Origin of the sequence: Acidovorax sp. Root217, assembly GCF_001428645.1 — a bacterium.
Lineage (GTDB): Bacteria > Pseudomonadota > Gammaproteobacteria > Burkholderiales > Burkholderiaceae_C > Acidovorax.
Genome location: NZ_LMIH01000006.1, coordinates 158,192 through 183,564 on the forward strand (window position 1 = coordinate 158,192; position 25,373 = coordinate 183,564).

Consider the following 25,373-nt stretch of genomic DNA (forward strand, 5'->3'; position numbering starts at 1 on the left):
CCGAGAATCCCATGCTGTTCACCAACCCCCAGGCCACACGCCGCCCCTACGACACCCACCTGCAGCGCGTGATGAACCTCGCCCAGGGCCACGAAAGCCGCCTGTGGCTCTCTGGCTGGAATCAGCTGCGCCTTGGCAGCACCCCGCTGCACGCCCTGCCCCACCTGGCGCGGCAACTGGGGCTCGGTCAGATCCATGTGAAGGACGAATCGGTGCGCTCGCCGCTCGCCAGCTTCAAGGCACTGGGTGCGCCCGTGGCGCTGCTGCGCCTGGTGCGGCGCCAGTGGCCCGCTGAAGCCTGGGCACCCGCCGACCTGCTCGCCGGCCGGCATGCGTCGGACCTTGCCGATTTCACGGTCATCAGCGCCACCGACGGCAACCACGGCCGGGCCCTGGCCGCTGCTGCGCAGAGCATCGGCTGCCGCTGCGTCATCGTTCTGCATGCCCACGTCAGCGCCGAGCGCGAGCAGCCCATCCGCGCGCTGGGCGCCGAGGTCGTGCGCATCGCCGGCAACTACGACGATTCCGTGCAGGAGGCCGAGCGCCTGGCCCGCGCCCACGGCTGGTGGGTGGTCTCCGACACCTCGTACGACGGCTACGAAGAGATTCCGCGCGACGTGATGCAGGGCTACGGCATCCTGGTCGAGGAGCTGCTCGAGCAGATCCCCACGCGCACCGATGGCGCCAGCCCCTTCACCCATGTGCTGCTGCAGGGTGGCGTGGGCGGCCTGACCGCGGGCGTCGTCGGCCATTTCTGGGAGCGCTACGGCGCCCGGCGCCCGGCCTTCATCGCCGTGGAGCCCGAACAGGCCGACTGCCTGCTGCAGAGCGCCATCGCTGGCCGGCCGGCACGCGCCACGGGCAGCGTGGACTCGGTGATGGCGGGCCTGGCCTGCGGCGAGACCTCGCCCCTGGCCTGGCGCTTTCTGCAGCCTGCGGTGGACCTGTTCATGACGGTGGGCGACGCCCAGGCCGAGGAGGCCATGCGCACCCTGGCCAGTGGCGCCGCCGGCGACATGCCCGTGCTCAGCGGCGAATCGGGCGCCGCCAGCCTGGCCGGGCTGGTCGCGCTCATGGCCAACCCGGAGCTGGCCGCCCAGGCCGGCCTCGGCGCCGACTCCCGCGTGCTGCTGATCAGCACCGAAGGCGCTACCGCCCCGGGCGTCTACGAAGCCATCACCGGCCGCAGCCCTGCCAGCGTGCTGCAGGCCCAGCTTGCATGGATGGCACGCCCGTCGCACGGATGACAATGGATGAACCCACGACCCCAGGAACCCCGATGACCCCTTCCGCCCTTGATTTCGACGCACCCGAGGTGCGCCGCCTGCGCGACGACCTGGCCCTGGCCCTGCGTGCCGCCGCCCACCACGGCCTGTCCGAAGGCGTGTGCAACCATTTCAGCGTCGAACTGCCCGATGGCTCGGGCCGCTTCCTGCTCAATCCGCGCGGCCTGATGTGGAGCGAGGTGCAGGCCGAGGACATCGTGCTCATCGACGAACAGGGCCAGCGCCTGGCTGGCCGCCACGAGGTGGAACCCACGGCCATGTTCATCCATGCCGCGATCCACCGCATCTGCAAGAAGGCCTGCGTGCTGCACACCCACATGCCCTACGCCACGGCGCTCACGCTCACCACCGACCGCTGCCTGGACACCACGCTCTCGCAGAACGCCATGCGCTTCCATGGCCGCACGGCCGTGGACCCGCACTACAACGGCTTCGCACTCGATGTGCACGAGGGCGAACGCATCGCCGGCGTGCTGCAGGCGGCGGACATCGGCTTCCTCGGCAACCACGGCGTGGTCGTCTGCGGCGACCGCATCGACTACGCCTACGACGACCTGTACTACCTGGAGCGCGCCTGCATGGCCCAGGTGCTGGCGCAGTCCACCGGCCGCCCCCTGGCCCCGGCGAGCGCCGCGCTGGCGCAGCACGTCAGCGAGCAGTCCATGGGCGAGCGCCTGCAGTCCGAGCTGTTCTTCGAGGCGCTGAGCAGGACGCTCTGAGCATTTTGCGGTTCCGGGCTGTCACACAGCGGACCCCTGGCGCGTCTGGTTATCGACCAGACTACGCTTGGAGATGCGCCATGACCACCAACCTGCCCCCGGCCTACCAGGCCGGTGACACCTTCACCGCCCTGCGCCCGCGCCTGTTCGGCATTGCCTACCGCATGCTGGGCGTGCGTGCCGATGCCGAGGACGCCCTGCAGGACGCCTGGCTGCGCTGGAGCCACGCGGACACCAGCACCCTGCAGTCGGCCGAGGCCTGGCTGGTCACCGTGGTCACGCGCCTGTCCATCGACCGGCTGCGTGCCGCCAAGGCTGAGCGCGAGGCCTATGTCGGCTGGTGGCTGCCCGAGCCGCTGGTGGAGCAGCTCGACGAGCACACGCCCGAGGCCGCGGCCGAGCTGGCGGGCGAACTCTCGGTCGCCTTCCTGTACGTGCTCGAACGCCTAGGGCCCGAGGAGCGTGCCGCCTTTCTGCTGCGCCAGGTGTTCGACTACGACTACCCCGAGATCGCCGCCCAGCTGGGCAAGACCGAGGCCACCTGTCGGCAGATGGTGCACCGCGCCAGCGAGCGCGTGCAGCAGGCGCGCACCCGCTTCGAGGTGCCCCGGGGCGTGCACCACCAGCTGCTCGAACGCTTCATCGCCGCCGCCCACAGCGGCCAGCGCGATGCCATACAGGCCCTGCTGTCCGAAGACGCGATGCTCATCGGTGACGGCGGTGGCAAGGTGCAGTCCTTCCCGCACCCGCTGGTGGGCGCCTTCCGCATCGCCAACCTGTTCTGGGCCCAGTGGCGGCGCATGGCCGAGCAGGTGGTCTACCGCCCGGTGCTGATCAATGGCGAGCCGGGCCTGCTGCGCTACATCGACGGCCGGCTCGAATCGGCCCAGGCCATCGTGACCGACGGCGAGCGCATCGTCGCCATCTACGCGATCCGCAACCCGGACAAGCTCGCGGGCATCCCGCTCACACTCGGCTGAAAACTTTTTTGCGATCGGCTGTCACAAGGGCACATGCCCACGCGTCTTGAAGTGTATGGAAGCCAACGAAAGGCCCGGCGCCTTCCAGTTTCCACCCTTCATCACCACCACCAGGAGTTTCCACCATGTCCCAGCACACCGCCCGCCTGCCCTACCACCAGCTCGCCAACAAGGCCTTCATGGGCCTCGTGAACCTGTCCGAGACCATCAAGAAGGGCAGCATCGGCGCCCGCCTGGCCGAACTCGTCTTCCTGCGCGTCTCGCAGATCAACGGCTGCGCCTACTGCATGGACATGCACTGGACCTATCTGGTCAAGGACGGCATGGAGCCGCGCCACCTCAACGCCGTGGCCGGCTGGCGCGAAGCGCCCTTCTTCAGCGAGCGCGAGCGCACCGCCTTGCGCTGGGCCGAGATCATCACCGCCACGCCGCACAGCGACGCCAGCGACGCAGAGTTCGCCCTGCTCAAGGCACAGTTCAACGACACCGAAATCGCCGAGCTGGGCTTTGCCATCGGCGTCATCAACGCCTGGAACCTGATCAACGCAGGCATGCGCGCGCCCATCCCGGTCCAGGCGGGCTGAACGCGCGCGTTTTCCCGCCCTGAACCCAGGTCGGCGACAATACGGGGCCGGCCGGTGTGGTGCGGCCCGGATCCTGATGCGCGCCCTGCCTCGGACCCCAGCGAGCCCCCTGGCGCAAAGGACCGGCATGCCGATCGCCCCGCAGGAGCTGGTGGCCCAACTGGACCCCCTGGTCTCCGATCCCCGCCGGCTGGCCGCCGTCCATAGCGTGGCGCTGCTGGACAGCCCGGCCGAGGAGGCCTTCGACGCCATGAGCCGCCTGGCCGTGAACCTCGTGGGCGCGCCCGCGAGCTTCCTTTCCATCGTCGACGCCGAGCGCGACTTCTACAAGAGCGCCCACGGCTTTCCGCAAGAGCTGGCCTCTGCCCGCGAGGTGCATGGCCGCACCTTCTGCCACTACGCCATCGCCAGCACCGATCCGCTGGTGATCGGAGACACCCACGCCGACCCGCTGTGGCGTGCCGTGCCCATCGTCGACAGCCTGGACGTGCGCGCCTACGTCGGCGTGCCCCTCATCGTCGATGGCCAGCCCATCGGCAGCTTCTGCGTCATCGACAACCAGCCACGCACCTGGACCGAGACCGAGATCGAGACCCTGGTACAGCTCGCCAAGGCCGCCGCGCGCGAGATCCAGCTGCGCAGCGCGCTCAAGGAGTCCGAGGCCAATGCCGAACGCGCCCATGCGCTGGCCAAGGCCAACGAAGAGCTGCTCGCCGTGGTCGCGCACGACCTGCGCTCGCCGCTGCAGGTGATGGGCCTGAACACCACCGTGCTCGCCCGCGCCGGCCATGCCCCCTCGCTGCCGGCCATCCGCCGCATCGAAGGCGCCATCACCTCCATGAAACGCCTGGTGGACGACCTGCTCTCCACCCATGCCGTCGACAGCCGCGAACGCACCTTGTGCGAGACCATCGCACCGACCCGGCTGCTGGCCGATGCGGCAGACGCCATGGGCATGGTGGCCGAGCGCGCCGGCATCCACCTGCACCTGGTGCCCGGGCAGACCGGCGAGGTCTTCGTGGACTACGCCCAGCTGCTGCGCGTGCTGTGCAACCTGATCGGCAACTGCCTCAAGTACTGCCCGGCGGGCAGCACCGTCTCCCTCAGCGCGACGGAGACCGCCGACAGCATCGTCATCCGGGTCACCGACGATGGTCCCGGCATGGGCGAGGCCGAGCAGTCCTGCGCCTTCGAGCGCGGCTGGCAGGGCAGCGCCGGCGTGGCCGGGCAGGACGGCGCGGGCCTGGGCCTGTGGATCGTGCGCACCCTGGTCGAGCAGAACCAGGGCCGCGTCGCGCTGCACAGCGCAGCCGGCCAGGGCACCGAGGTCGCCGTGCGCCTGCCGCGCCACCGCAGCTGAGCGCCCGAGCGGCCGCTGCGGCGGCCCGACGCGAGCAACACCGGCACGGGACTCAGGGAATGCCGTACTTGTTGGGGTAGCGGATGTTCTCGCGCATGTGCGCGCTCATCGGGATGCGCAGCGTGGCCGTGTCGAACCACTGGCGGTACAGCGCCGCCAGCTCGCCCGAGTGCATGAGGCCCAGCACCGTGCGGTCCACCACCTCGCGCAGCGGCAGGTCGTCCTTGGGCAGCATGAAGGCATAGGGCTCCACGGTGAGGTGGCGGCCGGTCACATGCAGCTCGTCGCGCAGCGGCGATGATGCGATGAGGCCGTAGAGCAGCACATCGTCCTGCGCGAAGGCATCGACCTGGCCCCGCTCCACCAGGCGCACGCCCTCGGCGTCGGTGGCCACCAGGGTCACGGCGATCTCCTGCTCACGCTCCACGCGCTGCAGCGTCTCCTGCGCCGTCGTGCCCCGGCTCACGGCAATGCGCCGCCGCCACAGGCTGGGCACCCCGTCGAGCTGCACCGACTGGCGCGCGAGAAAGCGCACACCCGTGGTGAACAGCGTGTGCGAAAAGTCCACCTCCTTTTGCCGGCCCACGGTGTTGGTGTTGCCCCCGCACTCGATGTCGATGCGGCCGGCCGCAAGCAGCGGGATGCGCTGCGCCGCCTCCAGCGGGCGGAACGCCACGCGCAGGTCCGGCAGGCCCAGCTGTTTGCGCAGCGCCTCCATGACCTTGTTGCACACGGCGATCGAATAGCCCACGGTATTGCCCGCCGCATCGCGAAAGGCAAAGGTGCCGGGCGTGGGGATATAGCCCACGTGCACCGTGCCGCTGCGCGCGATGCGGGCCAGTGCGCCGCCCGTGCCCTGGGCATGGGCCAGAGGGCCCAGCAGGGCCAGCACGATCAGGACCGACAGGGACTTCGCGAGAACACGTGCATACATGGCTCACTCCCTAGCCCAGCCCCGGCGGCACCGCCAGGTACCAGCGCGTCGCCTGCTCGAAGGCATGGCCCACGCGCAAGGCCGTGGCCTCGTCGAACGGCCGCGCAATGAACTGCAGCGACACCGGCAGCCCCAGGCGCGTAAAGCCCGCCGGCACCGCCACCGAGCACAGGTCCAGCAGGTTCACGAAGCGGCCGAAGCGCGACAGCGGCGTGGCCAGCTCGTCCACCTCGGTGAGCGGTATCGCGGCGATAGCATTGGTCGGAAAGGCACAGACATCGATCCCGTCCATCGCGGCCAGCATCTCGGCCTTGGCCTGCTCGCGCAGCCTGAGCAGCTGCAGGTACTGCGCCGCGCCGATATCGCGCCCGAGCAGGATGCGCCGGCGCACATGCGGGTCGAACTCCAGCCCCTCCTGCTCGAACAGCGTGCCCAGGTTCGCATAACCCTCGGCGCTCATCAGGCTGCCTGCCACGCGCATGGATTCGGCCAGGCTCTGCGGCAGCGTGCGCTCCACGCGCTGCAGGCCCAGGCCCTCCAGCACGCGCACGGCCTCGTCGCAGGCGGCCAGCACCTCGGGGTCCATGTCCACGCGCTCGGCCTCGGGCAGCACCCACATGCGCATGCCGGCCACACCGCGTGCGGCATCGAGCTGCGGCAGCACCGCGCGTGCAGGCACCGGCAGCGACACGGCATCGCGCGGGTCGGGGCCCGAGAGCACGTCCAGCAAAATGGCGCTGTCGCGCACCGTGCGCGTGAGCGGGCCCACGGTGTCGTGCGTGGGGCACAGCTCGATGAGCCCGTGGCGGCTGATCAGCCCCCGCGTGGTTTTCAGGCCCACCACCCCGCACAGCCCCGAAGGGATACGCACCGAGCCGCCCGTGTCCGTGCCTATGCTGGCCGTGCACAGGCCCGCCGCCAGCGCCACGGCCGAACCGCTGCTGCTGCCGCCGGGCGTGCGGTGGGTGCGCAGGTCCCAGGGGTTCCAGGGCGTGCCCACGGCCGCATTGGTGCCCCAGCCGCCAAAGGCGAACTCCACGGTGTGCGTCTTGCCGATCACCACGGCACCGGCCGCGCGCAGCCGCTCCACCACGGCCGCGCTGATCACCGAGGTGCGCGGCGGCCGTGCCCTGGAGCCCGCCGCGATGGGTTTGCCCTGCACCTCGAACAGGTCCTTCACCGCCACCGCCACGCCATGCAGCGGCCCCAGGCGAATGCCGGCGCGCGCCATCTGGTCCAGGCTGCGCGCCGCGGCGCGGGCCTCGTCGGCATACACGTCGGTGAAGGCGTGCAACTGGCCGCCAAGGCGCGCTATGCGCGCGAGCTGGTGTTCCAGCAAGGCCTCGCTCGACAACTCTCCACAGGCGATGGCTTGGGCCAACTGCTCCAGTGGTGCGTAGGTCATGGATGTCACAAGGTCTTTCATGCCGCACCCACCGTGCGGCGCCCCAGGGCCAGGCGGCGCTCCAGCCACCGCGACAGCATGGACAGGGGAAAGGCGATGGCGAAGTACAGCAGCCCCACCAGGATGAAGATGTGCAGCGGCAGGAAGTACTCGCTGGACATGGCCTTGGCCGTGAGCATCAGCTCGTTGGTGGCGAGCAGCGCGCACAGCGAGCTGTCCTTGAGCAGCGCGACGTAGCTGTTGAGCAGCGGCGGCAGCATCACCCGCAGGGCTTGCGGCAGCGTGACGTGCAGGAACACCTGGCGCGGCGTGAGCCCTGCGGCCAGCCCCGCCTCGCGCTGCCCGCCGTGCACGGATTTCAGGCCGCCGCGCAGCACCTCGGCCACGTAGGCCGAGCCGTGCACCCCAAGGCCAATAGCCCCCGCCCAGTAGCCCGGCAGCGTGATGCCGGCCGCCGGCAGCGCGAAGTAGATGGCCAGCAGCAACGCCAGCAACGGCACCGCACGCAGCAGCTGGATGAAGCCGTTGGCCCCCTGGCGCAGCAGCGCCACGTCGCTGCGCAGCATCCACACCAGCAAGGCGCCCAGCACCAGCGCAATGGCGAAACCGATGGCCGAGAGCTCGGCCGTGACGCACGCCGCCTGCGCCAGGCGCGGCCACCATTCGGCCAGGTACTCGGCATAGGTCGCAAGAAAGGCGTTCATCGCACACCCCCTGCCGTGCGGCGTTCCAGCCGCGCAAAGGCCCAGCTGATGGGCAGCACCATGGCTGCATACAGCAGCATGGCGGTCAGGTAGATCAGCGGCGTCTCGAAGGTCGAGGTGACCAGGTTGCGCGCGTAGAACATGACCTCGGGCGCCGCGATGGCCGAGGCGATGGACGTGTCCTTGACCAGCTGGCTCGCGTAGTTGCCCAGCGAGGGCAAGGTCACGCGCAGCATCTGCGGCAGCAGCACGCTGCGCAGCGCCTGGGCCGGGGTCAGCCCCACGGCCAGCGCCGCCTCGCGCTGGCCGGCATGCAGGCAGCTCAGGCCGGCCGCGAACACCTCGCACAGAACCGCCGCGCCCACCAGGCCCAGGCCGATCACTGCGGCCGTGAGCGGCGACAGCCGCACGCCCACCGAGGCCAGCCCGAAGTACAGCACGAACAGGTGCGCCAGCGCCGGCACGTTGCGCATCCATTCCACATAGGCCGCAATGGTCAGCTGCAGCAGGCGCTGGCGCACGAAGACCACCGCCAACGCCAGCAGCAGGCCCAGGCTGGCTGCCAGCAGGCCGGCGCCCAGGGCCACCTGCGCCGCCGTGAGTGCGCCGCGCGCCAGCGTGGAGACGATGAGGGTGAGGGTGTCGATGCCCGGCATGCTCATGCCCCCAGCCCGGCCTCGGCACCCACCTGGCCCAGGAAGCTGCGCGTGCGCTCCATGCGCGGCTGATTGATCACCTGTGCGGCGGGACCCTCCTCCACGATGTACCCGCCGTCCATGAAGATCACGCGGTCGGCCACGTCGCGCGCGAAGCGGATCTCGTGCGTCACCAGAATCATCGAGCGGCCCTCCTCGGCCAGCTCACGGATGACGCCCAGCACCTCGCCCACCAGCTCCGGGTCGAGCGCCGAGGTGGGCTCGTCGAACAGGATCAGCCGGGGTTTCTGCGCCAGTGTGCGCGCAATGGCCACGCGCTGCTGCTGCCCGCCCGAGAGCTGCTCGGGGTAGGCGTCGGCCTTGTGGCGCAGGTGCACCTTGTCCAGCATCTCCTCGGCCAGCGCATGGGCCTCGTCGCGCCGCATGCCCGCGGCCTTGATGGACGCCAGCGCCACGTTGTCGCGCACGGTGAGGTGCGGCCACAGGTAGAACAGCTGGAACACCATGCCGATCTCGCGGCGCTGCGGCGCCATCTCGGTGTCGGTCATGAAGCGCCAGCCGCCCTTGCGGTCGGGCACCTGGCCGATGCGCTTCGATTCGAGCAGCACCTCGCCGGCCTGCGGCTTTTCCAGGAAGTTCAGGCAGCGCAGGCAGGTCGACTTGCCCGAGCCGCTGGGCCCGATCAGCGACAGCGTCTCACCCTTTTGCAGGTCGAAGGAAATGCCCTTGAGCACCTCGGCCGGGCCGTAGCTCTTCCTGAGGCCGCTGACTTGAAGCAGGGGATGGTTCACATGGTTCTCCAGACAAAACTGCGGGTGCCGCGGCACGGTCCTTGCAGCCGCACCCCTCGATACCCAATGCCTCCATGCTAGGAATACCGACCCTCTGTTCATTGCAGGCGGTCGCCGCTATATTGAACGTATGCGACATGCAGGGAAAACCCGATGCCCCCACCCAAAGCGCCCCCCGATGACCTCTCTGACGAGATTGGTGCAGCCGCGCACCAGGTCAGTGCACAGAACGCAGGCGACATTGGTGCACTGATCGGCCGGCTCGACGCCTCACCGCGGACGGCGGCCACGCGCAAGCGGCCCGCCAGCGCATCGGCCACCGAGCTGCGCGTGGGCATCCTGCTGTGGCCGCAGTTCCCGCTGCTGTCGCTGGCCGGGCTGTGCGATGGCCTGCGCCACGCGGCCGACGTGGGTGACCAGAGCCGGCAGATACGCTGCTCGTGGACCATCCTCGGCGTGCCGGGGCAATCGGTGCAGGCCAGCTGCGGCGTGACCGTGCCGGTGCAGGAATCGCTCTCGTCCGAATGCGACTACGACTACATCGCCGTCATCGGCGGGCTGCTGCCCGCCATCCCCACCGCGAGCCCGCGATACAACGCCTTCTTGCACTTCGCGGCCTCGCTGGGCAAACCACTGATCGGCATCTGCACGGGCACCTTCGCACTGGCGCAGGCGGGCCTCATGGCCGGGCACCGGGCCTGCGTGCACCCCTACCATGTGGAGGACTGGAAGGCTGCCTTCCCGGCCCTCAGCTACAGCACGGACTGCCATTACGTGTTCGACAGCGACCGCATCAGCTGCGCGGGCGGCATCTCCATCGTGGAGCTCACGGCCGAGCTGGTGCGCCTGCATTGCGGGCCCGACCGCGCGGCCAAGGTCATCCACCAGATGACAGTGAACCCGGCCGCCAGCAGCACCCACGTGACGCGCCGCCATGCGCTGGGCTATGGCACGGCCGACCACGACAAGCTGCGCCAGGCCATCGTGCTGATGGAAAAGAACATCGGCACGCCGCTGGAGATCGCGGTCATCGCGCGGCTGGTGGATTCGAGCAGCCGCCAGCTCGAACGCGTCTTCCTGGCCGAGACGCGCACCACGCCGTCGGAGTTCTACCGCAACGCGCGGCTCAAGTACGCGCGCTGGATGCTCACCAGCACCGACCTGCCCATCATCACCATCGCCTACGAGTGCGGCTTCTCGGACGCATCGCACTTCATCCGGCACTTCCAGCAGCTGTACGGCATGCCCCCTGGGCGCATGCGCAAGGCGCTTCAGGCCGGAACCGTGGAGGCCTGAAGCCGCGGCTGCGCGCGCACCGGCGCGGCGCGCTGCAGGGGGCCGCCGTCGCCAGCGGTGCCTTCTTCGCCATGAAAGCGCGCCACCACCGCCACCAGCCGGCCCGACTGGGCGTGCAGCGCCTCCGACGCGCCACGCGCCTGCCCCACCAGCGCCGCGTTGTGCTGCGTGAACTGGTCGATGCGCGAAAGCACCTCGGTGAGCTGGCGCACGCCTGCATGCTGCTCGGTGCTGGCGGTCTGCACGGCGGCCATGAGCGCGGCGAAGGCGTTGACCGCCCCGATCACGCCGGCCGTCTGCGCGCTTGCGCGCTCCACCATGGCGCGGCAGGCGGCGATCTGTTCGTTCGACTGCGCGATGAGCTGGCGGATCTCCCGCGCCGACGTGGCCGAGTGCAGCGCCAGGCTGCGCACCTCGCTGGCCACCACGGCGAAGCCCCGGCCCTGCTCGCCCGCGCGCGCCGCCTCCACCGCCGCATTGAGCGCCAGGATGTTGGTCTGGAAGGCGATGCCATCGATCACCGCCGTGGTTTCGGCGATGCGCGCGCCGTGGCCAGCCACGGCCAGCATGCTCTGCATGGCGCCGTCGACGATGGCCTGGCCCTCGTGCGCCACGCTGCGCGCCGAAGTGGCCAGGGAGTGCGCATCGCGCACCGACTGCTGCGTGTGCCCCATGGTCGCGGCGAACTGCTCCAGCGCCGCGGCCGCCTGCTGCAGCTCGGCCGACTGCATCTCGGTGCGCTGCGACAGGTTGCCCGCCTCGTCGACCAGGCTGCGGCTTTGCAGCGCCACGTCCGCCGAGGCGCTGCGCACCTGCTGCACCGTGTCGGCCAGGCCCGCCACCATGGCGCGCAATGAGGCGATCACCGATCCCTCGGGGGCCACGGCACCCTGCAGGGGTACGGTCAGTTCGCCGCCAGCCACCCGGGCCATGGCCTGCGCCACCGCCGCGGGCTCCGCTCCCAGGCGGCGCGTGAGCGTGCGCACCAGCACCACCGCCACAGCGCAGCCCACCAGCAGCACCAGCGCGAGCGAGACCGCCATGCGCACCAGCATGGCATGCAGCGCGTCGATGGAGGCGGCCGCCGACTGCTCCACCTGCCGCGCCTGGCCCTCGCGCAGCTGCGCCAGTGCCTGCAGGTAGGTCGCTTGCGACTGGCGCAGCGCCCCGGTGAGCATGCCGCGCGCCGGGCCGCGCGCACCGCCTTGCAGATGCGCCAGGAACTGGTCGCGGTCCTGCCGGAAGCGCGTGGCCGCCTGGCCCATGCGCGCCAGCAACTCGCGTGCGGCCGGCTCCGCCACGGCAGCCTGCAGCGCGTCCATGTGCCGGTCGATGCGCTGCTGCGCGGCGTCGATGCGCTCGATCTCGGCCGGCAGGTCCTCCTGCATCTCCACCAGCACCGCATCGCGCAGCGCACGCGACACGGCGCCCACCTCCAGCGACACCTCGTAGGCCGCGCTCCACATCGGCAGGCGCTCGCGGGTGATCGATGCGAACTGCGCATTCGCGGCCAGCCCCGCATGCAACGCAAGCGCCATCGCCATGGCCAGCAGCGCGCCAATGGCGGAAAAGCCCAGGATCAACAACGCGCGAATCGACAGCCCGCGCCCGGCCCGTTCAAGAAGTGCCATGGTGGAGAAGGATGAAAAAAGAAAGAAAAGAGGGGTGAACGAACAAGCCGCATGCGTGCGCAGGGCAGGCATGCGGCTCGTCGGCGATGCAGGCGTTCAGGAGATCACTTGCAGGAAGGCAGCTTCCAGTCTGCCGCGCGGTCCACGCCGGCCCGGGCGTTCTGGCCCACCGGGATGTACCAGACGTCCTGCACAAGGCCGTAGGTCTTGCCGATCTTGCGCAGCTCGCAGGTCTGCCAGAGTTTGGCGATCTCGGTGTTGACCGCCTTGACCAGCTCGGGGTTGTCCTTGTTCAGGCCGAATACCACCTGCCCCAGGCCGGTGAGCAGCGGGTAGTCGGGCGAGGCATCGCTGAAGGCGTTGAACTTGATCTTCCACTGCGGGTTCTGCGAGATCGCGTACTGCATCACCGGCGGGTCGCCGATCACCGCGTCGATGCGCCCGGCCAGCAGGTCGCGCACGGCCGCGTCCGAGGTGTCGTACAGCGCCAGCTGCAGGCCACTGATCTTGCGCAGCTCGGGGATGAACGAGAAGCCGGTGATCGTGCCGACCTTCTTGCCCTCCAGGTCCTTCAACTTGCTCCAGTCGGTCTTGTCGGACTGCGTGATGCCGTTCTTGAAGTAGTGGATGGGGTCGCTCAGCGCCATGATCTTCGAGCGCTGTTCCGTCCAGCCCATGGTGCCGGCCATCACGTCCACGCGCTTCGATTGCACCGAGGCGATGGTGCCCGACCACTCCATCAGCGCCGGCTTGACCTTGAGCTGCAACGCCTCGGCGACGCGCTGCAGGATCTCGCCGTCGTAGCCCACCATCCGGCCGTCCTGGTAGCCCGTGCCCGGCATGTCGCCCGAGAAGGCGATGGTGAAGGCGCCCTTGTCCACGGTCTCCAGGGCATGGGCCGAAAGCCCCAGGGCGGACAGACAGGTGGCGGCCGCGAACGAGGCCAGCAGCCTCGCGATTTTGAGTGTTGGCATGGTGGTGATCTCCAGAAGTCCGGTGGTGGTTCCCTCCCATCGGGCGATGGGGTAAATCGACTGTAGGGACGCCTGCCGCGTGGCGATTGGAGGTGCGCACGGCGAAATGGAATGCCCGCGACATCGCGGGAAATCCCCAGGAAACAGGTCCGTTGTGTAGCCTTCCTGACAGCGCCCGCCGCACAGGCGGCCTACAGTGGGCCTTCCGATACCCACAACTCCAGGAGACACCACCCCATGATCGCCATCCCCTCCCTGCAAGAAAGCGTCAGCCCCGAAGAATGGCAGCTGCGCTGCGACCTGGCCGCCTGCTACCGCCTGGTGGCGCTGTACGGCTGGAGCGACCTGGTGTTCACCCACATCAGCGCCAAGCTGCCCGAATCGGTCTCGGGCCCCGAGCACCAGTTCCTCATCAACCCCTACGGCCTGATGTTCGACGAGATCACGGCGTCGAGCCTGATCAAGGTGGACATGCAGTGCAACAAGCTGCACGACTCGCCCTTCCCCGTGAACCCAGCCGGCTTCGTGATCCACAGCGCCGTGCACGAGGCCCGGCACGATGCGCAGTGCGTGCTGCACACCCACACGCGCGCGGGCGTGGCCGTGAGCGCGCAGAAGTGCGGCGTGCTGCCCATCAGCCAGCAAAGCACCTTTGTGCTTGCCTCGCTGGCCTACCACGGCTACGAGGGCGTGGCCTTTCGCGATGAGGAAAAGCCGCGCCTGCAGGCCGACCTGGGCGAGGCCAACTTCCTCATGCTGCGCAACCACGGCCTGCTCACCGTGGGCAAGTCGATTGCCGACGCCTTCCTGTCGATGTACACCTTCGAGAACACCTGCCGCATCCAGATCGACGCCCAGGCCGGCGGCGAACTCAATCCGGTGGACCCGCAGATCGTGAGCGGCGTGGCCCAGGCCATGCGCGTGCAGACCGGAGGCCTGGGCGGCGCCTTCGTCTGGCCGTCGCTGCTGCGCAAGGCGCAGCGCGATGCACCCGGTTACGACAGCTGACATCTGCCTGCTGCCTTTACGGCCCGCGCCATGCAGAAAACAGGCACAGCGCATAGGATCGGGGGTTCCCGCCGTATCCAACCCAGAGGACCCAAAATGAAACTCTACTACTCTCCTGGCGCCTGCTCCCTGTCCCCACACATCGCACTGCATGAAGCGGGCCTCGCGTTCACGCCCGTGCTGGCCAGCACCAAGAGCCACAAGCTGCAGGATGGCACCGACTACTACACCATCAACCCGCTGGGCTACGTGCCCCTGCTGGAGCTGGACGACGGCACGCGCCTGCGCGAAGGCCCGGCCATCCTGCAGTACATCGCCGACCAGGTGCCCCTGAAGATGCTGGCACCCCAGAACGGCTCGCTGCAGCGCTACCGCCTGCAGGAATGGCTGACCTTCATCGGCACCGAGATCCACAAGGGCTTCAGCCCCCTGTTCAACCCCGCCACGCCCGAGGAATACAAGACCATCGCGCGCGACAAGCTGCTGCAGCGCCTGCAGTGGGTGGACGGCCAGCTGGCGGACAAGCAGTACCTGATGGGCGAACAGTTCACCGTCGCCGACGGCTACCTGTTCACCGTGACCAACTGGGCCAAGCCGACCAACGTGGACATCTCGGCCTTCACCCACCTGGCCGCCTACCGCGACCGCGTGGCCGCCCGCCCTGCCGTGCAGGAAGCCATGAAGGCCGAAGGCCTGCTCAAGTAAGCAGCGCCGCGCGGCCGCCGCTGGCGCGTCATGCCGCCAGCGGTTTCTGCCGCGACGCCACGGCCGCGCCGATCCACAGCGCGCAGGCCGAGAACACCAGCCCGCGCGCCAGCCCGCCGGGGCCATCGGCGATCCAGCCGACCACCGTGGGCCCGACGATCTGGCCGGCCGCGAAGACGATGGTGAAGGCGCTGATGCCGCTGGCCCACAGCGCCTGCGGCAGGTTGTGCCGCACCAGCGCCGTGGTGGACGCCACCACCGACAGGAACACCGCGCCGAACAGCAGGCCCGAGGCCAGCACCACGGGCCACGCCGAGGTCAGCGCCGGCAGCACCGTGGCCACGCCCAGCAGGCCGTTGAGCAGGGCCAGCGCCTGCCCTCCCCGGCTGCGGTCCAGGAGGCCCGCCCAGATGCGCGAGGACAGCACCACCGCCAGCCCCAGTAGCGCATAGAACCAGGTCACGGCCGTGCCGCTGGCGCCCTGCTCACGCAGCAGCGCCACCACGAAGGTCATGTAGCCGATATAGCCCACACCGAACAGGCCATAGCCCAGCAGCGCCGGCGCAAAGGCCGCCCAGCGCATGCCACCGGTTGCCGGCTGCGAGGAAGCTGCGGCAGCGGCAGGTGCGGCCAGGGCCTGCAGCGCCCGCGCCGGCCACAGCAGCACCAGCGTGGCTGCCACGCAGGCCAGGGCCAGTGCCCACCACGCCCAGGCCCAGGGGTGCGGGCCCGGTGCAGTGGCCAGCACCGCCGGCACCAGCACCGCCGACAGGCTGATGCCCCAGCCCGTGCCGCCGTAGTACAGGCCCAGCAGCAGGCCGCTGCGCCCGGGCTGCTGCGCGCCCAGCCGCGCCGCGAGCAGGCCGCCGCAGACGAAGACCAGCGCACTCGCCACCCCGGCCAGCAGGCGCTGCACCAGCAGCGGCACGGCATCCACGAAAAAGCCGCACAGCCCCATGAACACGGTGGCCAGCACCGACCCCGCCACAAGCAAGGTGCCGGGCGAAAAGCGGCGCAGCAACATCGGCGTGGCCAGGGCGCCCAGCAGGTAGCCCAGCGCGTTCACGGTGTTCATGGCCCCGGCCAGCGTGTAGGACCAGGAGAGGTCCTCGCGCATCGGCGGCAGCAGCAGCGCGTAGGCAAAGCGCGTGATGCCGAGCGAGACAGCCGCCCCCATCGACAGGGCCACGGCCAGCCACAGGCCATTGCGCAGCAGGGCGGAGGAAGGCGCGGGCAGGTCATGGCTCATGGCGGCCATTGTGCCGGGCCAGTGCCCGTGGCGCTGTCGCAGGAGGTTCCCCGTGCGAAGCCTCCCGAGCCTTGCGGTAACACAAATCCCTTGCCCTGTGTTGCGCCAGCCCACTGCAGCCTTTGCCGAATGCGAATACGCTTGTCCGTCATTTCCGGTCCCTGCGACCTCCGCACGAACGAACGAAAGTACCACCGCATGTCCACACCTACGCTTTTCGATCCCATCCAGGTCGGTGACATCCACCTGGCCAACCGCATCGCCATGGCACCGCTCACGCGCAACCGCGCACCCAATGCCGTGCCGGCCGAGATCACCGCCACCTACTACGCGCAGCGCGCCAGCGCCGGCCTGCTGATCACCGAGGCCACGGCCATCAGCCACCAGGGCCAGGGCTATGCCGATGTACCGGGCCTGTACGGCACCGAGCAGCTCGATGCCTGGAAGAAGGTCACCACCGCTGTGCACAAGGCCGGCGGCAAGATCGTGACCCAGCTGTGGCACGTGGGCCGGATCTCGCACAACGACCTGCAACCCGATGGCGGCGCACCCGTGGCGCCCTCGGCCATCATCGCCAAGTCCAAGACCTACCTGATCGACCGCGCCACCGGCAAGGGCAGCTTCGCCCCCACCTCGCAGCCGCGCGCGCTCGACGCATCCGAGCTGCCCGGCATCGTGCACAGCTACGCGGCCGCCGCCCGCAACGCGGTGGAGACCGCCGGCTTCGACGGCGTGGAGATCCATGGCGCCAACGGCTACCTGCTCGATCAGTTCCTCAAGACCGGCGCCAACCAGCGCACCGACGACTACGGCGGCAGCATCGAGAACCGCGCCCGCCTGCTGCTCGAGGCCACGCGCGCCGCCGTGGATGCCGTGGGTGGCGGCAAGGTCGGCATCCGCCTGTCGCCCGTCACGCCGGCCAACGACATCGTGGACGAAGACCCCCAGCCCCTGTTCGACTACGTGATCCGCCAGCTCGCCCAGCTGCGCCTGGCCTACATCCACGTGATCGAAGGCGCTACCGGCGGCCCGCGCGAACTGCCCGACCGCCCCTTCGACTACGCCGCCCTCAAGACGGCCTACCGCGAAGCCGGCGGCAAGGGTGCCTGGATGGTCAACAACGCCTACGACGCCGGCCTGGCCGAGAAAGTGGTGGCCGACGGCACGGCCGACATCGTGGCCTTCGGCAAGCTCTACATCGCCAACCCCGACCTGGTCGAGCGCCTGCGCACCAAGGCCCCGCTCAACGCCTGGGACCAGAGCACCTTCTACGGCGGTGGGGAAAAGGGCTATACCGACTACCCGACGCTCGCTGAGACAGCAGCGTAACAAGCGTTGTCAGCTCTCGGGCGGTGCCTGCCGCAGCAGCGCATGCGATGCGCGCTGTACACGCCAGTGCCCCCGTGCAAGGGCCGCCCCGCCGCACCGGGGGCGTCCCCCCTTTGGGGGGATGACGCGAAGCGGCTCAGGGGGGCTACCCCAGCCCTATCGGACTGGGGGCCCGCATCACGATGCGGGTGAACAAGCGGTCATAGGCCCCGTCGCGGGCCGGGCCCTGCGCCAGGGGATTGGTGTTGCTGGCAAACGCCGCATCCACGGCCGCCCAGTCCTGCGCATCCAGGTGCGCGTGGGCTGCGGGAAGCACCACGGTCTCTTCGATCCGCATGTGCTCCAGGTAGAAGGCCACATAGCGCTGCAGAGCCTCTTCGAACGCGCTGCGCCGCGTGTCCCCCAACAGCTCCCAGGCCAGCAGCAGGTGTTGCAGTTCGCGCACCGCGGCCTCTCCGCCCACATGCTCGCGCTCGAGCTGCGCGATGGCTGTGGCCGCCTCCGGTGCACGCTCGGCAACGCGCGGGAACAGCCACTGAGACTCCTTGGGATGGTGCTGCCTCTCAGGAAACTCGTCGATATAGAACAGCATCGCGCGCATCACATCGAAGAACGCAGCCGGCGCATCGGTCGGCCCCCGCTCCAGCATCAGCTGCAGCGAGCGCAGCACCGCTGCCAGCGAAGCGTGCTCGTCGCGGATGGTCCGCACACTGGCATGAGGCATGGCCTTGCTCCCAAAGGGTATTGAACAGATTCCAAGGGTGCCATGCCTGTGCCCAAGCCGAACTGACGCAGGTCAATGAACGCCCCATGAAAAAAGCCCCGCTCGCCGAAGCGTGCGGGGCCTTGCCCTGGGGCCGAAGACGGCGTGGCGTCAGCGAGCCAGCAACTGGCGCGAGCCCGTGGGCGCACGCAGCGATGCATGCTGCTGGGGCTGGGCCACGGGGCCGCCGCTGTGGCCGCCATGGCCGCTGTGGGCCATCGACTCGTCGAGCTGGAACTGCTGCACCACTTCCGACAGGCGCGCCGCCTGCTCGCGCAGCGACTCGGCAGCGGCGGCGGACTCTTCCACCAGCGCCGCGTTCTGCTGCGTCATGCGGTCGATCTCGCCCACCGACTGGTTCACCTGGCCGATGCCGGCCGACTGCTCGGTGGCCGCCGCCGTGATCTCGCCGATGATGTCGCCCACGCGCTGCACGCTGGCCACGATCTCCTTCATCGCCGTGCCCGCGTCTTCCACATGGCGCACGCCGCCGTCCACGGCGGTCACGCTGTTGCTGATCAGCGCCTTGATGTCGCTGGCCGCAGCGGCCGAGCGCTGGGCCAGGCTGCGCACTTCGCTGGCCACCACGGCAAAGCCGCGGCCCTGCTCGCCCGCACGGGCCGCTTCCACGGCGGCATTCAGCGCCAGGATGTTGGTCTGGAAGGCGATGGAGTCGATCAGGCCGATGATGTCGCCGATCTTGCGGCTCGATGCCGAGATCTCCTGCATGCTGGCCACGGCCTGCTGCACCACCGAGCCGCCACGCGTGGCGGTGTTGGAGGCCGATGCCGCCAGCTGATTGGCCATCTGCGAGGACGATGCCGTCTGCTGCACGGTAGAGGTCAGTTGCGACAGCGAGGCCACGGCCTCCTGCGCGTTGCTGGCCGTCTGCTCCGTGCGCTGCGACAGGTCCTGGTTGCCCGTGGCGATCTCCTGGCTGGCCGTGGCGATGTTGCCGCTGGCGTCGCGCACCTGCGCCACCAGCGCGCCCAGGCCCTGCTGCATGTCGCGCAGCGCGCGCTGCAGATCGGCCACCTCGTCCTTGCCCTGCGGGTTGATGGGTTGCGACAGGTCGCCACCGGCAATCGCCTGCGCCATGCGGCGGGCTTCGGCCAGTGGGTTGCAGATGGACTGCATGTTCAGCAGCGTGAGCGGCACCACCACCACCACCGTGATCAGCACAGCCAACGCGAACAGCAACTTGGTCTGCGCAGTGACGCTGCTCTGCTGCTCCACCGCCTTGGCCACATCGGCGCGCAGCACCTCATCGAGCTGCACCATGAGCTTGTCGGCCTGGTCGAACTCGGACACGGCCTTGCCGCTCATGCGGTTGGCGATGGTGGCCGTGTCGTAGCCACCCGCCTCCAGCTGGCGCGCCACATGGGCGAACTGCTCGCGGTAGCTGTCCAGGCGCTTGATGATGTCGCGCACCACGGGGTTGTCGCTGTCCTCGGGGCCGTCGAGGAACTTGGTGGCGATCTTCTTGGCCTTCTCCTGGCTGGCCAGCCACTTGGCCTGTGCCACCTTCACGACCTCGGGCTTTTCGTAACCGATGATCATGTCCTTCTCGAGCTGGCGGATGGTGCCCATCTCGCCGCGCAGCTCGGCCATGTAGCCCACCGAAGTGAACGAGTGGGCCATGAAGTCCTCGCTGAGATCAGCGATGCGGAACATGCCCAGCATGCCGGCACCCCCGAGAAGGCCCAGCAGGCCCAGCACCACGGCAATGGCCCCGAGCATGCGGAATCGAATGGTGAACTGCCGCATGAGCGCGAAGAGATTCATGATCTGTCGTCCTTATGGATGTGTGTGCCCGTGCCGAACTGCAAGGAAGGTGTCTGCGACGCAGGGCCTTCCCCACCCCCGTGTCCGCCGGGCTGCAACAAAACGTTGCAGTTTGCCAGACAAGTGTGACCATGCGCCATACGTGTTTATCACATGCGCCAGCGCTTGAGCAAAAGGGCATTCGCCATCACGCTCACCGAGCTGAGCGCCATAGCGGCCCCGGCCACCACCGGGCTCAGGTAACCCAGCGCCGCCAAGGGGATGCCGGCCACGTTGTAGGCAAAGGCCCAGAACAGGTTCTGGCGGATCTTCATCACTGTGCGGTGCGAAATGTCGAGCGCTGCCGCCACCAGCAAGGGGTCGCCGCGCATCAGCGTGATGCCCGCCGCATGCATGGCCACGTCGGTGCCATTGCCCATGGCCATGCCCACGTCGGCAGCGGCCAGGGCCGGCGCGTCGTTCACGCCATCGCCCACCATGGCCACCACATGGCCGGCCTGTTGCAATGCGGCCACCCGCACGGCCTTGTCACCCGGCAGCACCTCGGCCATGACCTCGCCCGCCGCCGGGTCGAGACCCAGGCGGCGCCCCATGGCCTCGGCCGCGCCCCGGTTGTCGCCCGACACCATCACCGTGCGGATGCCCCGGGCCTTCAGGGCCGCCAGCGCCTCGCGCGCGCCCGGCTTGGGCTCGTCGCCAAAGGCCAGCAGCGCGCGCAGGGCCAGGCCCTGGGCCGTGCGCTCGGCCACCGCAGACACCGTGGCACCCTCGGCCTGCAAGCCTTGCGCACGCACGGCCAGCACGCCCAGGTCCACGCCCAGTTCCTGCATCCAGCGCAGGCTGCCCACCAGGTAGCTGGAGCCCTGCACTTCGCCCTCGGTGCCCCGGCCCGGCACGGCGCGCACGGCCAGCGGGGAACCAACGGCCATCTGACGATCCTGCGCGGCGCGCACCACCGCGCGTGCCAATGGGTGTTCGCTGCCACTTTGCACAGCAGCCACCGCCGCCAGCACGGCGCCTTCATCCACGCCCGGCACCACCTCAAAAGCGGTCAGCCGGGGCTGCCCCACCGTCAGAGTGCCGGTCTTGTCGAAAGCCACCGTGTCCACCTGGTGCGCGCGCTCCAGCGCCTGCGCATCCTTGATCAAAATGCCGTGCTTCGCGGCCACCCCCGTGCCCGCCATGATGGCGGCCGGCGTGGCCAGGCCCAGCGCGCAGGGGCAGGCGATCACCAGCACCGCAACGGCGTGGATCAATGCTGCCTCCATGCCGGCACCGGCCCACAGCCAGCCCAGCAGGGTGGCCAGGGCAATGGCCAGTACCACCGGCACAAACACGGCCGAGACCTTGTCCACCAGCCGCTGCAGCGGGGCCTTGGCGGCCTGCGCGTCTTCCACCAGGCGGATGATGTGCGCCAGCACCGTCTCGGCGCCCACGGCCGTCACCGCCATCACGACGCGCCCGTCGCCATTGATCGAACCACCCGTGAGGGGCGCGCCCACGTCGCGCGCCACGGGCAGGGGTTCGCCGGTCAGCATGGATTCATCCACCTGCGTGTGGCCTTCATGCACCGTGCCGTCCACCGGGATGCGCTCGCCCGGGCGCACCACCAGGCGGTCACCCACCAGCACCTCGGCCACGGGCACATCCACCTCGCCGCCCTTGCCCAGCAGGTGCACCACGTCGGGCCGCAGCGCGTGCAGCGCGCGGATGGCCGTGGTGGTCTGGCGCTTGGCGCGCGCCTCCAGCCACTTGCCCAGCAGCACCAGCGTGACCACCACGGCCGAGGCCTCGAAATACAGGTGCGGCGCATGGCCAGCATGTGCAGTAAGCCATAGCCACACCGACAGGCCCCAACCCGCGCTGGTGCCCAGCGCCACCAGCAGGTCCATGTTGCCCGTGAGGGCCTTCAGTGCATGCCAGCCCGCTTTGTAGAAGCGCGCACCCAGGATGAACTGCACCGGCGTGGCCAGTGCGAACTGCAGCCAGGCGGGCAGCATCCAGTCCTGGCCGAAGAGATCGGCCACCATGGGCAGCACCAGCGGTGCCGACAGCGCCAGGCCCACGCCCACCGGCAGAAAGCCGGCCCAGGGCGACAGGTCCTCGGCTGCATCGGCGTGGTCCTTCGCCAACGGCTCGTAGCCCGCATTGCGCACGGCGCGGCGCAGTTGCGCCTGCAGCGCAGCGGCATCGCTGCCGGCGGGCGCCGCCACGCCGATGCGGGCGGACTCCGTGGCCAGGTTGACCGAGGCATCCTGCACCCCCGGCACCTTGCGCAGCGCACGCTCCACGCGGCCCACGCAGCTGGCGCAGGTCATGCCGCCGATGCCCAGGTCGAAATGTTGCAAGGCCTCAAGGGCCCGGTCAGGGGTGGTGTCGTTGGTCATGAGGGGTACCTTACAGCTTGCCATGGTGTCAAGGTCAAGCCCTTGCCGCAGATCAAGTCGGCGCCTTGTCCGATACGGTGGCATTGCCGGCGGTGGTCGAATTTTGTGCATGACAAGCCCTACACCACCACGGGCGCGCACCGGCCAGGCCCCCAAGCCGCTGGACCGCGCCGAATTCCGCGAACGCTTCCTGCTCGACTACCAGGACCCGCGCTTTGCGGATGAGGCCGGCGACGCCCTGGACCGCATCGAGGCCATCGCCTGGCGCAACTACGACGACAACCGCAAGGCGCCGCGCACGCGCAAGGCCGGCCCCGGCTATGCCGACCCGGACTACGCCCTGTCGGTCGACTGGCTGGAGGCCAAGGAGCGCATCGACGCGGCGCGTGCGCGCTGGGCCGACCCGGCCAGCCCCTCGCGCGTGCTGCTGGTCTGCGGCTCCGCGCGCAACGACGGCACCTGCCCCGGCGAGATCTCCAAGAGCTGGCGCATGCTCAACATGGCGCGCGACGTGCTGGCGGCCGAGCACATCGAGATCGACCTGCTCGACCTGAGCCGCGTCACCTCCGACTACGGGCGCCACATCCACCCCTGCAAGGGCTGTGTCTCCACGGCCATGCCGCTGTGCCATTTCCCGTGCAGCTGCTACCCCAACCACGCCATGCGCCAGACCGGCGACTGGATGAACGAGATCTACGAGCGCTGGACCGCTGCGCACGGCGTGATGATCATCACCCCCGTGTACTGGTACCAGTCGCCCAGCCCGCTCAAGCTCATGATCGACCGCCTGGTCTGTGCCGACGGCGGCAACCCCGACCCGACCAGCACCCACGGCAAGAAATCCGCCGAGGCCAAGGCGCTGGAGCTGGCCGGCTGGGGCTACCCCAAGCACCTCGAAGGCCGCGCCTACGCCCTGGCCGTGCATGGCGACGTGGCCGGCATCGAGATGACGCGCCGCGGCCTGTCGGACTGGCTCGACTGGATGGGCTTCATCGACGCCGGCCCCGCCGCGCGCCTGGACCGCTACATCGGCTACTACGAAAGCTACGCCCAAAGCCACGAGGTGCTGGACCGGGATGCCGCCATGCAGGCCGAGATCCGCGGCGCCGCCCAGGCCCTGGCGGTGGCGGTGGGCGAACTGCGCGCGGGCACCCTCTCGCGCCCCGATGCCGGCGTGCGCCGCGCCCGACCGAAGTAAGCCGCCCCTCCCCAAGGTCTTGCAGCAAGGCCTTGACCTTGCCACCATGTGAAGGTTTACGCTCCAGGCTGTTCAATGCAATCAGCCAACCAGCAAGGAGTCTTCACATGCAGCCATCCACCACCACCAGCCATGACTTCCAGGTCCAGGGCATGACCTGCGGCCACTGCGAGCGCGCCGTGACCCAGGCCGTGCAGGGTGTGGACCCGGCCGCCAACGTGCGCATCGACCGCGCCAGCGGCAATGTGCATGTCGAGCACAGCAGCGCCGCGCGCGAAGCGCTGGCCGCAGCCATCGCCGAAGAAGGCTACAGCGTCGCGCCATGAAGGCCGCCGTTCAGCCAGCCGGCGGCGCGCCCCGCGCGCTCGCCTGGCCCGTGTCCATCGGCGAGGCCGCGCGCCGTGCCGGTGTCTCGGCACGCATGGTGCGCCACTACGAGTCCCTGGGCCTGGTGGCCGGTGTGGCGCGCACCGACAGCGGCTACCGCCAGTACACCGCGGCCGATGTGCACGGGCTGCGCTTCATCCGCCGCGCACGCGACCTGGGCTTTTCGATGGAAGAGATCGCCGGCCTGCTCGCCCTGTGGCAGGACCGCAGCCGCGCCAGCAGCCAGGTCAAGCGCATCGCCCAGGTCCACATCGAGGACCTGAACGAGCGCATCGCCGCCATGCAGGCCATGCAGCGCAGCCTGCAGACGCTGGTGTCGTGCTGCCATGGGGATGAGCGGCCGGACTGCCCGATCCTGGATGACCTGGCGGGGGAGCCAGCTCCCCCCAGGCACTAGGCGCGCTTGCGCGGTGCCGCTGCTGCAGCCGGTGCCGCCTTGCGCACCCGCTTGGCAGGCGCCTTGGCCACCACCGCGCCATCGGCGCGCCGCAACACCCCCTGGCACAGCGTCGCTATGCACTGCTCGGCCACCTGCTCGGCCGTGTACTCGCCGCCGGGCTGGTACCAGCGGCCGATCCAGCTCAGCGCCCCGGCGATCACGAAGGCCGTCATCTTCGGATCGCACGGCTCCAGCGAGCCCTCCTGCACGCCCTCGGCCACCAGGCGTCGGAACTCCCGGTCGATGGCGGATTTGTGGCGGCGTAGTTCGGCGCGGCTCTCGGGCGGCAGCTGCTCGTCGCCCACACGGATCAGGCACTTGCCGAAATCCTCTGTGACGATGCGCGCATAGACCTGCATGCAGGTCATGAGCTGGTCGACGGCCTTGCCGCCAGCCGCGCGCGAGGCATCGATGCCCTCGAGCATCATCTGCAGGCCCTTGCTCACGCACTGCAGCAGGATCTCGTCCTTGTTCTTCACGTAGTAGTACAGCGTGGGCTTGGTGACGTTCAGCCGCGCGGCGATGTCGTCGAGCGAGGTGGCATGAAAGCCGCGTTCGTTGAACAGCTGCGCGGCGGCCTGCAGCACGGCATTGCGCTTGGCCTCGCGCTGCTGTTCGCGGTGGGACGCGGGCGCCCAGGGCGACGCAGGCGGGCGGTCAGCACTGCGGGGGGGCGACACGGTGGGGCTGGGCATGGCGGGCTGGTTCCTCGGGAAAGTACGGATGCTGGTTTGGCGCGGGGCCTTCCAGAATCTACTCGCGAGTAAACAGTTTACGCACAAGTAGGAAATATCCGCCGGTCC

Annotated in this window: 24 protein-coding genes; 12 read left to right on the forward strand and 12 right to left on the reverse strand. The window is 69.5% G+C overall.

Annotated elements, in window-relative coordinates; translation table 11 throughout:
- Nucleotides 1-11: 11 nt before the first annotated feature.
- From ASE31_RS04805 to ASE31_RS04825, 5 genes are all read left to right on the forward strand, one after another.
- Complete coding sequence (locus ASE31_RS04805) at nt 12-1,247, forward strand: diaminopropionate ammonia-lyase (protein ID WP_057200399.1); 1,236 nt, start codon at nt 12-14, stop codon at nt 1,245-1,247.
- Nucleotides 1,248-1,279: 32 nt separating this feature from the next.
- On the forward strand, nt 1,280-2,005 hold the full coding sequence (locus ASE31_RS04810; protein ID WP_057200400.1) for an aldolase: 726 nt from the start codon (nt 1,280-1,282) through the stop codon (nt 2,003-2,005).
- 80 nt (nt 2,006-2,085) lie between these two features.
- Nucleotides 2,086-2,985: an RNA polymerase sigma-70 factor gene (locus tag ASE31_RS04815; protein WP_057200401.1), complete on the forward strand. Its 900-nt coding sequence runs from the start codon at nt 2,086-2,088 to the stop codon at nt 2,983-2,985.
- Between the two features lie 125 nt (nt 2,986-3,110).
- Nucleotides 3,111-3,569: a carboxymuconolactone decarboxylase family protein gene (locus tag ASE31_RS04820; RefSeq protein ID WP_057200402.1), complete on the forward strand. Its 459-nt coding sequence runs from the start codon at nt 3,111-3,113 to the stop codon at nt 3,567-3,569.
- 127 nt (nt 3,570-3,696) lie between these two features.
- A complete protein-coding gene (locus ASE31_RS04825; protein ID WP_057200403.1) occupies nt 3,697-4,929 on the forward strand; it encodes a GAF domain-containing sensor histidine kinase in 1,233 nt (410 codons plus the stop codon).
- A 52-nt stretch (nt 4,930-4,981) separates the two neighbouring features.
- Here ASE31_RS04825 and ASE31_RS04830 read toward each other — a convergent pair whose 3' ends face one another.
- Genes ASE31_RS04830 through ASE31_RS04850 form a run of 5 tightly spaced genes read right to left on the reverse strand, consistent with a single transcriptional unit; the run spans nt 4,982 to nt 9,419 of the window.
- Nucleotides 4,982-5,863, reverse strand: coding sequence for an amino acid ABC transporter substrate-binding protein (locus ASE31_RS04830; protein WP_057200404.1), 882 nt, complete (start codon nt 5,861-5,863; stop codon nt 4,982-4,984).
- Nucleotides 5,864-5,873: 10 nt separating this feature from the next.
- The gene (locus ASE31_RS04835; protein ID WP_235514267.1) at nt 5,874-7,268 is read right to left on the reverse strand and encodes an amidase; all 1,395 of its coding nucleotides are present in this window, start codon (nt 7,266-7,268) and stop codon (nt 5,874-5,876) included.
- Between the two features lie 17 nt (nt 7,269-7,285).
- The gene (locus tag ASE31_RS04840) at nt 7,286-7,972 is read right to left on the reverse strand and encodes an amino acid ABC transporter permease (RefSeq protein ID WP_057200406.1); all 687 of its coding nucleotides are present in this window, start codon (nt 7,970-7,972) and stop codon (nt 7,286-7,288) included.
- The gene (locus ASE31_RS04845) at nt 7,969-8,634 is read right to left on the reverse strand and encodes an amino acid ABC transporter permease (RefSeq protein WP_235514269.1); all 666 of its coding nucleotides are present in this window, start codon (nt 8,632-8,634) and stop codon (nt 7,969-7,971) included. Before ASE31_RS04845 ends, ASE31_RS04840 begins: the two co-directional genes overlap by 4 nt.
- Nucleotides 8,631-9,419, reverse strand: coding sequence for an amino acid ABC transporter ATP-binding protein (locus ASE31_RS04850; protein WP_057200408.1), 789 nt, complete (start codon nt 9,417-9,419; stop codon nt 8,631-8,633). Before ASE31_RS04850 ends, ASE31_RS04845 begins: the two co-directional genes overlap by 4 nt.
- Before the next feature lie 153 nt (nt 9,420-9,572).
- Here ASE31_RS04850 and ASE31_RS04855 point away from each other — a divergent pair, with 153 nt between their 5' ends.
- A complete protein-coding gene (locus ASE31_RS04855) occupies nt 9,573-10,715 on the forward strand; it encodes a GlxA family transcriptional regulator (RefSeq protein ID WP_057200409.1) in 1,143 nt (380 codons plus the stop codon).
- Here the strand turns inward: ASE31_RS04855 and ASE31_RS04860 are convergent.
- Together ASE31_RS04860 and ASE31_RS04865 are read right to left on the reverse strand one after the other, a co-directional pair.
- Nucleotides 10,691-12,346 (reverse strand): methyl-accepting chemotaxis protein, encoded by a 1,656-nt coding sequence (locus ASE31_RS04860; RefSeq protein WP_162261375.1) that lies wholly within the window; start codon nt 12,344-12,346, stop codon nt 10,691-10,693. The two genes, ASE31_RS04855 and ASE31_RS04860, sit on opposite strands and share 25 nt — an antisense overlap.
- 104 nt (nt 12,347-12,450) lie before the next feature.
- The gene (locus ASE31_RS04865; protein ID WP_057200411.1) at nt 12,451-13,320 is read right to left on the reverse strand and encodes an ABC transporter substrate-binding protein; all 870 of its coding nucleotides are present in this window, start codon (nt 13,318-13,320) and stop codon (nt 12,451-12,453) included.
- 237 nt (nt 13,321-13,557) lie between these two features.
- On the opposite strand from ASE31_RS04865, the gene ASE31_RS04870 reads away from it, so the two are divergent.
- Together ASE31_RS04870 and gstA are read left to right on the forward strand one after the other, a co-directional pair.
- Nucleotides 13,558-14,328, forward strand: a complete 771-nt coding sequence (locus ASE31_RS04870) for a class II aldolase/adducin family protein (RefSeq protein ID WP_057200412.1) — start codon at nt 13,558-13,560, stop codon at nt 14,326-14,328.
- Nucleotides 14,329-14,424: 96 nt separating this feature from the next.
- Nucleotides 14,425-15,033 (forward strand): glutathione transferase GstA, encoded by a 609-nt coding sequence (gene gstA / locus ASE31_RS04875; RefSeq protein WP_057200413.1) that lies wholly within the window; start codon nt 14,425-14,427, stop codon nt 15,031-15,033.
- Nucleotides 15,034-15,061: 28 nt separating this feature from the next.
- Here the strand turns inward: gstA and ASE31_RS04880 are convergent, their stop codons facing one another.
- Complete coding sequence (locus ASE31_RS04880) at nt 15,062-16,282, reverse strand: YbfB/YjiJ family MFS transporter (RefSeq protein WP_057200799.1); 1,221 nt, start codon at nt 16,280-16,282, stop codon at nt 15,062-15,064.
- A 198-nt stretch (nt 16,283-16,480) separates the two neighbouring features.
- Between ASE31_RS04880 and ASE31_RS04885 the strand changes: the two genes are divergently transcribed.
- Nucleotides 16,481-17,611, forward strand: coding sequence for an alkene reductase (locus ASE31_RS04885; RefSeq protein ID WP_057200800.1), 1,131 nt, complete (start codon nt 16,481-16,483; stop codon nt 17,609-17,611).
- 145 nt (nt 17,612-17,756) lie between these two features.
- On the opposite strand, the gene ASE31_RS04890 is transcribed toward ASE31_RS04885, so the two are convergent.
- The 3 genes from ASE31_RS04890 to ASE31_RS04900 all read right to left on the reverse strand — a co-directional run bounded on the left by ASE31_RS04890 (nt 17,757) and on the right by ASE31_RS04900 (nt 22,546).
- Nucleotides 17,757-18,335, reverse strand: a complete 579-nt coding sequence (locus ASE31_RS04890) for a hemerythrin domain-containing protein (protein ID WP_057200414.1) — start codon at nt 18,333-18,335, stop codon at nt 17,757-17,759.
- 150 nt (nt 18,336-18,485) lie between these two features.
- Nucleotides 18,486-20,159: a methyl-accepting chemotaxis protein gene (locus tag ASE31_RS04895; RefSeq protein WP_057200415.1), complete on the reverse strand. Its 1,674-nt coding sequence runs from the start codon at nt 20,157-20,159 to the stop codon at nt 18,486-18,488.
- 149 nt (nt 20,160-20,308) lie between these two features.
- On the reverse strand, nt 20,309-22,546 hold the full coding sequence (locus ASE31_RS04900; protein ID WP_057200416.1) for a cation-translocating P-type ATPase: 2,238 nt from the start codon (nt 22,544-22,546) through the stop codon (nt 20,309-20,311).
- A 109-nt stretch (nt 22,547-22,655) separates the two neighbouring features.
- Between ASE31_RS04900 and ASE31_RS04905 the strand changes: the two genes are divergently transcribed.
- The 3 genes from ASE31_RS04905 (at nt 22,656) to cueR (ending at nt 24,528) form a co-directional block, all read left to right on the forward strand.
- Nucleotides 22,656-23,744, forward strand: coding sequence for a flavodoxin family protein (locus ASE31_RS04905; protein WP_057200417.1), 1,089 nt, complete (start codon nt 22,656-22,658; stop codon nt 23,742-23,744).
- 107 nt (nt 23,745-23,851) lie between these two features.
- On the forward strand, nt 23,852-24,070 hold the full coding sequence (locus ASE31_RS04910; RefSeq protein WP_057200418.1) for a heavy-metal-associated domain-containing protein: 219 nt from the start codon (nt 23,852-23,854) through the stop codon (nt 24,068-24,070).
- Complete coding sequence (gene cueR / locus ASE31_RS04915) at nt 24,067-24,528, forward strand: Cu(I)-responsive transcriptional regulator (protein WP_057200419.1); 462 nt, start codon at nt 24,067-24,069, stop codon at nt 24,526-24,528. Before ASE31_RS04910 ends, cueR begins: the two co-directional genes overlap by 4 nt.
- Here cueR and ASE31_RS04920 read toward each other — a convergent pair.
- Nucleotides 24,525-25,265 (reverse strand): TetR/AcrR family transcriptional regulator, encoded by a 741-nt coding sequence (locus ASE31_RS04920; protein ID WP_057200420.1) that lies wholly within the window; start codon nt 25,263-25,265, stop codon nt 24,525-24,527. The two genes, cueR and ASE31_RS04920, sit on opposite strands and share 4 nt — an antisense overlap.
- Nucleotides 25,266-25,373: the final 108 nt, after the last annotated feature.

Coding starts and splice junctions, on each gene's coding strand:
- ASE31_RS04805 (WP_057200399.1), top strand. CDS start 12: ATGCTGTTCACCAACCCCCAGGCCACACGCCGCCCCTACGACACCCAC.
- ASE31_RS04810 (WP_057200400.1), top strand. CDS start 1,280: ATGACCCCTTCCGCCCTTGATTTCGACGCACCCGAGGTGCGCCGCCTG.
- ASE31_RS04815 (WP_057200401.1), top strand. CDS start 2,086: ATGACCACCAACCTGCCCCCGGCCTACCAGGCCGGTGACACCTTCACC.
- ASE31_RS04820 (WP_057200402.1), top strand. CDS start 3,111: ATGTCCCAGCACACCGCCCGCCTGCCCTACCACCAGCTCGCCAACAAG.
- ASE31_RS04825 (WP_057200403.1), top strand. CDS start 3,697: ATGCCGATCGCCCCGCAGGAGCTGGTGGCCCAACTGGACCCCCTGGTC.
- ASE31_RS04830 (WP_057200404.1), bottom strand. CDS start 5,863: ATGTATGCACGTGTTCTCGCGAAGTCCCTGTCGGTCCTGATCGTGCTG.
- ASE31_RS04835 (WP_235514267.1), bottom strand. CDS start 7,268: ATGACCTACGCACCACTGGAGCAGTTGGCCCAAGCCATCGCCTGTGGA.
- ASE31_RS04840 (WP_057200406.1), bottom strand. CDS start 7,972: ATGAACGCCTTTCTTGCGACCTATGCCGAGTACCTGGCCGAATGGTGG.
- ASE31_RS04845 (WP_235514269.1), bottom strand. CDS start 8,634: ATGAGCATGCCGGGCATCGACACCCTCACCCTCATCGTCTCCACGCTG.
- ASE31_RS04855 (WP_057200409.1), top strand. CDS start 9,573: ATGCCCCCACCCAAAGCGCCCCCCGATGACCTCTCTGACGAGATTGGT.
- ASE31_RS04860 (WP_162261375.1), bottom strand. CDS start 12,346: ATGGCACTTCTTGAACGGGCCGGGCGCGGGCTGTCGATTCGCGCGTTG.
- ASE31_RS04865 (WP_057200411.1), bottom strand. CDS start 13,320: ATGCCAACACTCAAAATCGCGAGGCTGCTGGCCTCGTTCGCGGCCGCC.
- ASE31_RS04870 (WP_057200412.1), top strand. CDS start 13,558: ATGATCGCCATCCCCTCCCTGCAAGAAAGCGTCAGCCCCGAAGAATGG.
- gstA (WP_057200413.1), top strand. CDS start 14,425: ATGAAACTCTACTACTCTCCTGGCGCCTGCTCCCTGTCCCCACACATC.
- ASE31_RS04880 (WP_057200799.1), bottom strand. CDS start 16,282: ATGAGCCATGACCTGCCCGCGCCTTCCTCCGCCCTGCTGCGCAATGGC.
- ASE31_RS04885 (WP_057200800.1), top strand. CDS start 16,481: ATGTCCACACCTACGCTTTTCGATCCCATCCAGGTCGGTGACATCCAC.
- ASE31_RS04890 (WP_057200414.1), bottom strand. CDS start 18,335: ATGCCTCATGCCAGTGTGCGGACCATCCGCGACGAGCACGCTTCGCTG.
- ASE31_RS04895 (WP_057200415.1), bottom strand. CDS start 20,159: ATGAATCTCTTCGCGCTCATGCGGCAGTTCACCATTCGATTCCGCATG.
- ASE31_RS04900 (WP_057200416.1), bottom strand. CDS start 22,546: ATGACCAACGACACCACCCCTGACCGGGCCCTTGAGGCCTTGCAACAT.
- ASE31_RS04905 (WP_057200417.1), top strand. CDS start 22,656: ATGACAAGCCCTACACCACCACGGGCGCGCACCGGCCAGGCCCCCAAG.
- ASE31_RS04910 (WP_057200418.1), top strand. CDS start 23,852: ATGCAGCCATCCACCACCACCAGCCATGACTTCCAGGTCCAGGGCATG.
- cueR (WP_057200419.1), top strand. CDS start 24,067: ATGAAGGCCGCCGTTCAGCCAGCCGGCGGCGCGCCCCGCGCGCTCGCC.
- ASE31_RS04920 (WP_057200420.1), bottom strand. CDS start 25,265: ATGCCCAGCCCCACCGTGTCGCCCCCCCGCAGTGCTGACCGCCCGCCT.